At 69.5% G+C, this 7,419-nt stretch carries 7 protein-coding genes; 5 read left to right on the top strand and 2 right to left on the bottom strand.

The window, feature by feature from the left end; all coding sequences use genetic code 11:
- Window positions 1–132 precede the first annotated feature (132 nt).
- From ACFWX1_RS41460 to ACFWX1_RS41475, 4 genes are all read left to right on the top strand, one after another.
- Window positions 133–789: a class F sortase gene (locus ACFWX1_RS41460; protein WP_378395373.1), complete on the top strand. Its 657-nt coding sequence runs from the start codon at window positions 133–135 to the stop codon at window positions 787–789.
- Window positions 786–1,343 carry a hypothetical protein gene (locus ACFWX1_RS41465; RefSeq protein ID WP_378395374.1) on the top strand — a complete coding sequence of 186 codons (558 nt, stop codon included), beginning with the start codon at window positions 786–788 and terminating at the stop codon, window positions 1,341–1,343. Before ACFWX1_RS41460 ends, ACFWX1_RS41465 begins: the two co-directional genes overlap by 4 nt.
- Before the next feature lie 87 nt (window positions 1,344–1,430).
- Entirely contained in the window at window positions 1,431–2,237 is an 807-nt protein-coding gene (locus ACFWX1_RS41470) for a VOC family protein (protein ID WP_378395375.1), read from the top strand.
- Between the two features lie 54 nt (window positions 2,238–2,291).
- Complete coding sequence (locus ACFWX1_RS41475) at window positions 2,292–2,828, top strand: hypothetical protein (protein WP_378395376.1); 537 nt, start codon at window positions 2,292–2,294, stop codon at window positions 2,826–2,828.
- Window positions 2,829–2,906: 78 nt separating this feature from the next.
- Here the strand turns inward: ACFWX1_RS41475 and glpK are convergent, their stop codons facing one another.
- Window positions 2,907–4,421 carry a glycerol kinase GlpK gene (gene glpK, locus ACFWX1_RS41480; protein ID WP_378395377.1) on the bottom strand — a complete coding sequence of 505 codons (1,515 nt, stop codon included), beginning with the start codon at window positions 4,419–4,421 and terminating at the stop codon, window positions 2,907–2,909.
- A 34-nt stretch (window positions 4,422–4,455) separates the two neighbouring features.
- The gene (locus tag ACFWX1_RS41485) at window positions 4,456–5,205 is read right to left on the bottom strand and encodes an MIP/aquaporin family protein (protein ID WP_378395378.1); all 750 of its coding nucleotides are present in this window, start codon (window positions 5,203–5,205) and stop codon (window positions 4,456–4,458) included.
- A 237-nt stretch (window positions 5,206–5,442) separates the two neighbouring features.
- Between ACFWX1_RS41485 and ACFWX1_RS41490 the strand changes: the two genes are divergently transcribed.
- Window positions 5,443–7,182 carry a glycerol-3-phosphate dehydrogenase/oxidase gene (locus ACFWX1_RS41490; RefSeq protein WP_378395379.1) on the top strand — a complete coding sequence of 580 codons (1,740 nt, stop codon included), beginning with the start codon at window positions 5,443–5,445 and terminating at the stop codon, window positions 7,180–7,182.
- Window positions 7,183–7,419: the final 237 nt, after the last annotated feature.

Genomic DNA, 7,419 nt, shown 5'->3' on the forward strand with positions numbered 1-7,419 from the left:
GTCTGGGCGGGGGGGTCGGTCTCCGGGTGGGGGGCGCCCCCGGGTGGTGGGGGGGGGGGGGGCCCCGGGGGCCCCCGCGCGCGGGGGGGGGGGCCCCCCCCGCGCTCACCACAGAGGTACCGAGGGGACGAAATGACGTCGACGATGTTGCGCAGCCGGCGGGCGCTGATCGTGCTCGTGGTGGTCCTGCTCGCCGTCCTGGCGGCGCTGGTCCTGGTGTTCTCGACGCCTGGTGCGGGCGGCGAGACGGGCGCCCGGCCGCCGGCGACAACGCAGCAGGCGGGAGCGGCGCCGGCGAGTGGTGGGGAGAACGCCGCGCAGGCGCAGGGCATGGCCAAGGCGGAACCGGTTTCGCTGGACATCCCGAAGATCGGCGCGCGGTCTTCGCTGATCCCGCTGGGGCTCAACCCGGACAACACCGTGCAGGTACCGCCGGTGGAGACCCCGTTGCAGGCCGGGTGGTACGAGAACGGCCCGACGCCGGGGGAGATGGGGCCCGCGGTGATTCTCGGCCATGTCGACGGGAACAAGCAGGCGGGGATTTTCTACCGGCTGCGCGAACTCGCGCCGGGTGACCGGATTTCGGTGTCCCGCAAGGACGGTTCGACCGCGCGGTTCGCCGTCACCAAGGTGGACCAGGTCGCCAAGGACCGCTTCCCGACCGACGCCGTCTACGGCGACACGAACACGCCGGAGCTGCGGCTCATCACGTGCGGCGGCGCCTTCGACCGGAACGCGCACAGCTATCTGGACAACATCATCGTCTACGCACATTTGATCGTGAGGTGACCAGGGTGAGACTCTCGATCGCCGCGGCGCTGGCGTGCGGCATGGCGCTGGCGGTGCCTGCCGCCGGAATCGCGGATCCCGTTCCGTCTACGACGTCCGGGCAGCCGGAGCCGTCACGGGCACCGGACGCCGAGTCGTTGTCGCCTTATCCCTATGTGTCCGTCTCGCTGCAGCCGGCGTTGCCGGGTGACGACGTGCTCGTGGCCGTCGGCTGCGCGCGCGAGGAACTCGGAAAGGTGACTTCGCCGGTGCTCGACATCGGTGTGTTCGAGGTCGTCACCGAAACACCGAAGCTGGTCCAGAACGCGATCGGGCACGTGCACCCGGACGCCAAGCCCGGGTTCTACCCGGTCTCCGTGCTGTGCGGGAAACGCACGGTGAGCGGGAACTTCGAGGTCAAGGCGCCCAGGACGGCCACGACCACGCCCGCCGCTCCGGCGCCGCCGAAGACCGTGCCGCGACCGGCGCCCGAACCGGTGCCCGCGAGCGGGCGCCAGGTGAGCAGGATTCCGGTCGGGGCCCCTCAGACGGGTGACGGCGGGACGGTGGTCTGAGCGGACGCTCCCGTTTTTGTCGGTCCCCGGTGCAACACTGTGACCGCCGACACAAGCCGGCGTCGACTAGGGACCGGGAGATCCGAAATGTTGTTCCGCGATGAACGCTGGCCGGACGGGACACCCTGCTGGGTGGATCTGATGGCGCCCGACCAGAGAAAGGCCGTCGACTTCTACAGCGCGCTGCTGGGCTGGGAGGTCGCGGTGGGTGGCGAGGAGACCGGCCACTACGGGATGGCGATGCTCGGCGGCCGTCCGGTCGCCGGGATCGGCGAGATCCCGCCGGGGCAGGCCGGGATGCCGACGGTGTGGACCACGTACCTCGCGGTGTCCGATGTGGACAAGACCGCGGCCGCCGTGACCGGTGCCGGCGGGCAGATCCTGATGGCGCCGATGGACGTGATGGCGGAGGGGCGGATGGCCGTCGCGGCCGATCCGACCGGTGCCGTGTTCGGCCTGTGGCAGCCGGGCAGGCATTTCGGCACGCAGGTGCTGGAGGCGCCGGGAACGCAGGCGTGGAACGAGATCATGACCCGCGACTACGAAGCGGCGAAGACGTTCTACGGCGAGGTTTTCGGCTACTCGTTCGGCGATATTTCCGCCGAGGGATTCCGGTACGCGACGCTCGATATCGACGGCCGTCCCGCCGGTGGCATCGGGCTGTTGCCCGCGGACACCCCGCCCGAGGTACCCGCCAACTGGACGACGTACTTCGCCGTCGCGGACGCGGATGCCAGTGCGGCCAAGGTGACCGAGCTGGGCGGCACGATCGTGGCCCCGCCCGCCGATTCGGCGTACGGCCGGGTCGCGGCGGTTGTGGACGATCAGGGCGCGTCGTTCCGGCTGATCGCGCCGAACGAGCGGTCCGGGAACCCGGAAGGGTGGGATGCCTGAGGTATTCGTTCGTTTCACCGACAACTTCATCAGGGCGCCAGGCGTGTTCCGGTTATGGCGAAGGAAAAGCGCGCGAGCGCGCACAGCGAGGAAAGACGTGGACGTGCCCGGGTGGTGGCTGCCCTGGTCGCGGGCGGACTGCTGGGGTCGACGTTGTTCGCGGCTCCGGCAGGCGCCGCGGAGGAGGACAGCCTCATCATCGAGCCGAATCCGGTGCGAGCAGGGGAAATTCTCACGGTGACGGCGGGGTATCCGATCTGCGGTGCGACCGAGCAGGCGCATTCGGACGGTTTCGCGGAGCCGATCCAGTTGTCCAAGCAGGCGGGTATCGAGGGCGTGTGGAGTGGCAAGGGTAAAGCCACTTCGCGGTCCGGGACTTACAAGGCCAGCTATCTGTGCAAGTACAACGGGAAGACGCTGACCGCCACGTTCACCGTGCTGCCGGGGCCGACGTCGGCCCCGCCACCGAAGCCGCCGTCGGCGTCGCCCGCCAAGCCCGTGCCCGCGAAGCCGGGCGGGCAGGTGCCGGTCAAACCCCGTGGTGCTCCGCAGACCGGTGGTGGTGCGCTCGCTGGTGCGGCGGCATCGTGACGTCCGGGCAGGAGGAGCAAGGGACCTTTGCTCTCGCCGAAGGAGAGCAAAGGTCCCCCGATACCGTGGTCCCGGCGGTCAGGCTTCGTCGGTGATCCAGTCGAAGGTCTTGGTGACGGCCTTCTTCCAGTTGCGGTATTCGGATTCGCGGCGGGCTTCGTCCATCGACGGGTCCCACTGCTTGTCCTTGGCCCAGTTGGTGCGGATGTCGTCCTCGGTCTTCCAGAAGCCGACGGCGAGCCCGGCGGCGTAGGCGGCGCCCAGCGCGGTGGTCTCGTTGACCACCGGGCGGATCACCGGCACGCCCAGGATGTCGGCCTGGAACTGCATGAGCAGTTCGTTGACGACCATGCCGCCGTCGACCTTGAGCGACTTCAGCGGTACGCCGGAGTCGGCGTTCATCGCCTCGATCACCTCGCGCGACTGGAACGCGGTGGCCTCGAGCACCGCGCGGGAGATGTGGCCCTTGTTGACGTACCGGGTGAGGCCGACGATGGCGCCTCGCGCGTCAGAACGCCAGTACGGCGCGAAGAGGCCGGAGAACGCCGGGACGAAGTACGCGCCGCCGTTGTCCTCGACGGTGCCGGCGAATTGCTCGATCTCGGCGGCCGAGGAGATGAGTCCGAGGTTGTCGCGCAGCCACTGCACGAGCGAACCGGTGACCGCGATGGAGCCTTCCAGCGCGTACACCGTGTCGTTGGTGCCGATCTTGTAGCAGACCGTGGTGAGCAGGCCGTTCTCCGACATCACCTTCTCGGTGCCGGTGTTGAGCAGGACGAAGTTGCCGGTGCCGTAGGTGTTCTTCGCTTCGCCGGAGGAAAGGCAGGCCTGGCCGAAGGTCGCGGCCTGCTGGTCGCCCAGGATGCCCGCGATCGGCACCCCGGCCAGCGCGCCCCGCGCGCGGACCCGGCCGTACTCCTCCGACGAGGAGCGGATCTCCGGGAGCATGGACAGCGGGATGCCCATCTCCTCGGCGATTCCGGCGTCCCACGAAAGGGTGTCGAGGTCCATCAGGAGGGTGCGCGAGGCGTTGGTCGGGTCGGTGACGTGGACGCCGCCGTCCGTGCCGCCGGTCATGTTCCACAGCACCCAGGTGTCCATGTTGCCGAAGATCAGGTCGCCCGACTCGGCCTTCTCACGGGCGCCTTCGACGTTGTCGAGGATCCACTTGATCTTCGGGCCGGAGAAGTACGTCGCCAGCGGCAGCCCGGTCTTGGCGCGGTAGCGTTCCTGCCCGCCGCCGAGGTCCCCCAGGTCGGCGACGATGCGGTCGGTGCGGGTGTCCTGCCACACGATCGCGTTGTACACCGGCTTGCCGGTGGTGCGGTCCCAGACGAGCGAGGTCTCGCGCTGGTTGGTGATGCCGACCGCCACGATGTCGTCGGCCTGCAGGTCGGCCTTGGCCAGCGCGCCGGCGGCGACCGCGCGGGTGTTCTCCCAGATCTCCTCGGCGTTGTGCTCGACCCAGCCCGCCTTGGGGAAGATCTGCTCGTGCTCGCGCTGGTCGACCGCCACCACCCGGCCCGAGTGGTTGAAGATCATGCAGCGGGTCGACGTGGTGCCCTGGTCGATCGCGGCTACGTAGGAAGTCATGCTTGTCGGCTCCAAAGTCGTTGCTGGGGTGGGCTCAGGTCAGGTTGTGCACGCCGAGGTAGAGCAGCGCGGCCAGCGCCCCGCCCGCCAGCGGGCCGATGACCGGGACCCAGGAGTAGCCCCAGTCCGCGTCCCGCTTGCGCTTGATCGGCAGCAGGAAGGCGTAGGCGATGCGCGGGCCGAGGTCGCGGGCGGGGTTGATGGCGTAGCCGGTCGGCCCGCCGAGCGAGATGCCGATCACCAGGACCACAAAGGACACACCGGCGTAGCCGAGCGCCGAGTTGCCGAAGGTCGGCGTGCCCGAGGTGCCGGCGGTGTAGACGGGGCTGAGCAGGATCCAGGCCACCAGCACGAAGGTGCCGATGATCTCGGTGACGAGGTTCCACACCTTGTTCGGGATCTGCGGTGCGGTGGAAAAGATGCCCAGCGTCTCGCCCGGCTCGGGGTGATCGTCGAACTGGAGTTTGTACGCCGCCCAGCAGAGCACGGCGCCGATGATCGCACCGACCATCTGGCCGAGCACGTAGAAGGGGACGTCGGCCCAGGAGGTCTTCCCGGCGATGGCGAGGCCGAGCGTCACGGCCGGGTTCAGGTGCGCTTGGCTCGGCGCGGCGATACTGGCGCCGGTGAACACGCCGAACGCCCAGCCGAAGGTGATGAACAGTGTTCCCGCGCCGTGGCCGTTGTTCTTGCGTAGCACGTGGTTCGCCACGACACCGTTACCGAGCAAGATGAGTGCCGCTGTCCCCAGCAGCTCCCATACGAAGATGGCTCCCGCACTCACGTTCTGACCTCCACACTGGACACTTTGCGCGCAGGGTCGAGCTCAGCTGCGATGTACGGCGCCATTGCCGACCCACGTCCCGGGGACGTTACCTGTGCGTACGAGTTGCTTCCAGCGCCGTACGCAGTCATGTTTTCAAGATCGTCGAGGGTTACGCCACACGTGTCATCCCAGGGTGCGCGGATGGTCACCGGGACGTGCCATGCTGGAACCCTGAGTACCGAGGAGGAGTGTCACGTGACCAGCTCTCAGCGCGAAGCCGACCAGAACCCGGCGCGGCTGGGCCCGCTCCATCGCGAGGAATCCTGGCAGCGCCTCGGCAAGGAGACCTTCGATCTCGTGGTCATCGGCGGGGGTGTGGTCGGCGCGGGCACCGCGCTCGACGCGGCGACCCGCGGGCTGCGGGTCGCGCTGGTCGAGGCCCGTGACCTCGCTTCCGGCACGTCGAGCCGGTCGAGCAAGCTGTTCCACGGCGGGCTGCGCTATCTGGAGCAGCTGGAGTTCGGCCTGGTGCGGGAGGCGTTGCGGGAGCGCGAGCTGATGCTCACGACGATCGCGCCGCACCTGGTGAAGCCGGTCAGCTTCCTGTACCCGCTGACCCACCGCGTGTGGGAACGGCCCTACACCGCCGCGGGCCTGCTGATGTACGACACGATGGGCGGCGCCCGCTCCGTTCCGGGGCAGAAACACCTCACCCGTGCGGGTGCTTTGCGGATGGTTCCGGCGCTCAAGCGGTCCGCGCTGATCGGCGGGATCCGGTACTACGACGCGCAGTCCGACGACGCCCGGCACACCATGACCGTGGCGCGCACCGCCGCGCACTACGGCGCCGTCGTCCGCACCTCCACCCAGGTCGTCGGCTTCCTGCGCGAGGCGGACCGGATTTCCGGGGTGCGCGTGCGCGACGTCGAGGACGGGCGGGAGACCGAGATCCAGGCCGGCGCGGTGATCAACTGCACCGGGGTGTGGACCGACGAGCTGCAGCGGCTGTCCGGCGGCCGGGGCCGGTTCCGGGTGCGCGCGAGCAAGGGCGTGCACATCGTCGTCCCGCGCGACCGGATCGTCTCGGAATCGGGGATGATCCTGCGCACCGAGAAGTCCGTGCTGTTCGTGATCCCGTGGCGCAACCACTGGATCGTCGGCACCACCGACACCGACTGGAACCTCGACCTCGCGCATCCGGCGGCGACCAAACACGACATCGACTACCTGCTGGAGCACGTCAATACCGTGCTCGCGACGCCGCTCACGCACGACGACATCGAGGGCGTGTACGCGGGGTTGCGTCCGTTGCTCGCGGGGGAGAGCGAAGAGACGTCGAAGCTCTCGCGGGAGCACGCCGTCGCGCGCGTCGCGCCGGGGCTGGTCGCGATCGCGGGCGGCAAGTACACGACGTACCGGGTGATGGCGGCCGACGCCGTCGACGCCGCGGTGGTCGACCTGCCGGGCCGTCCGCCGTCCTCGATCACCGACAAGGTCCCGCTGATCGGCGCCGACGGGTACCACGCGCTGGTCAACCAGGCCGATCACCTCGCCGCGGAGCACGGCCTGCACCCGTACCGCGTGCGGCACCTGCTCGACCGGTACGGCTCGCTGGTGCACGAGGTGCTGAAGCTGGCCGACGGGCGCCCGGAACTGCTCAAGCCGCTGGACGCGGCGCCGGACTACCTCGGGGTCGAGGTGGTCTACGCCGCCAGCCACGAGGGCGCGCTGCACCTGGAAGACGTGCTCGCGCGGCGGACGCGGATCTCGATCGAGTACGCGCACCGCGGCGTCGACTGCGCCGAGCAGGTGGCCGGGCTGGTCGCCGAGGTGCTCGGCTGGTCGGCCGAGCAGATCCGGCGCGAGATCGAGCTGTACAAGGCGCGGGTCGACGCCGAGCGGGAATCCCAGTCACAGCCCAGTGACGAGGCCGCGGACGCCTTGCGCTCCGCAGCTCCCGAGGCCCGCGCGGGCCTCGTCGAACCCGTCAGCTGACCCCGCCCGCCTGCATCCCGGAGAGCCTCCTCGCCCTGTATCGCAAAAGAGCATCCCCCACCCTGTATCCCTGAGAGCATCCCCCACCCTCCCGGGGGCACCCCTGCAACCAGCGTATCGAGGGCAGGGGCCGTTTGGTGGGGCCGCGGGAAATCTGTGGATGGCCGGGGTCGTTGTGGACAACTCCGCGCCGACGTCCGTGGGGGCCTCCTTGCGGGACCCAGAGTCCCACAAGGA

The organism is Amycolatopsis sp. NPDC059021, from assembly GCF_042739895.1.
Taxonomy (GTDB): domain Bacteria; phylum Actinomycetota; class Actinomycetes; order Mycobacteriales; family Pseudonocardiaceae; genus Amycolatopsis.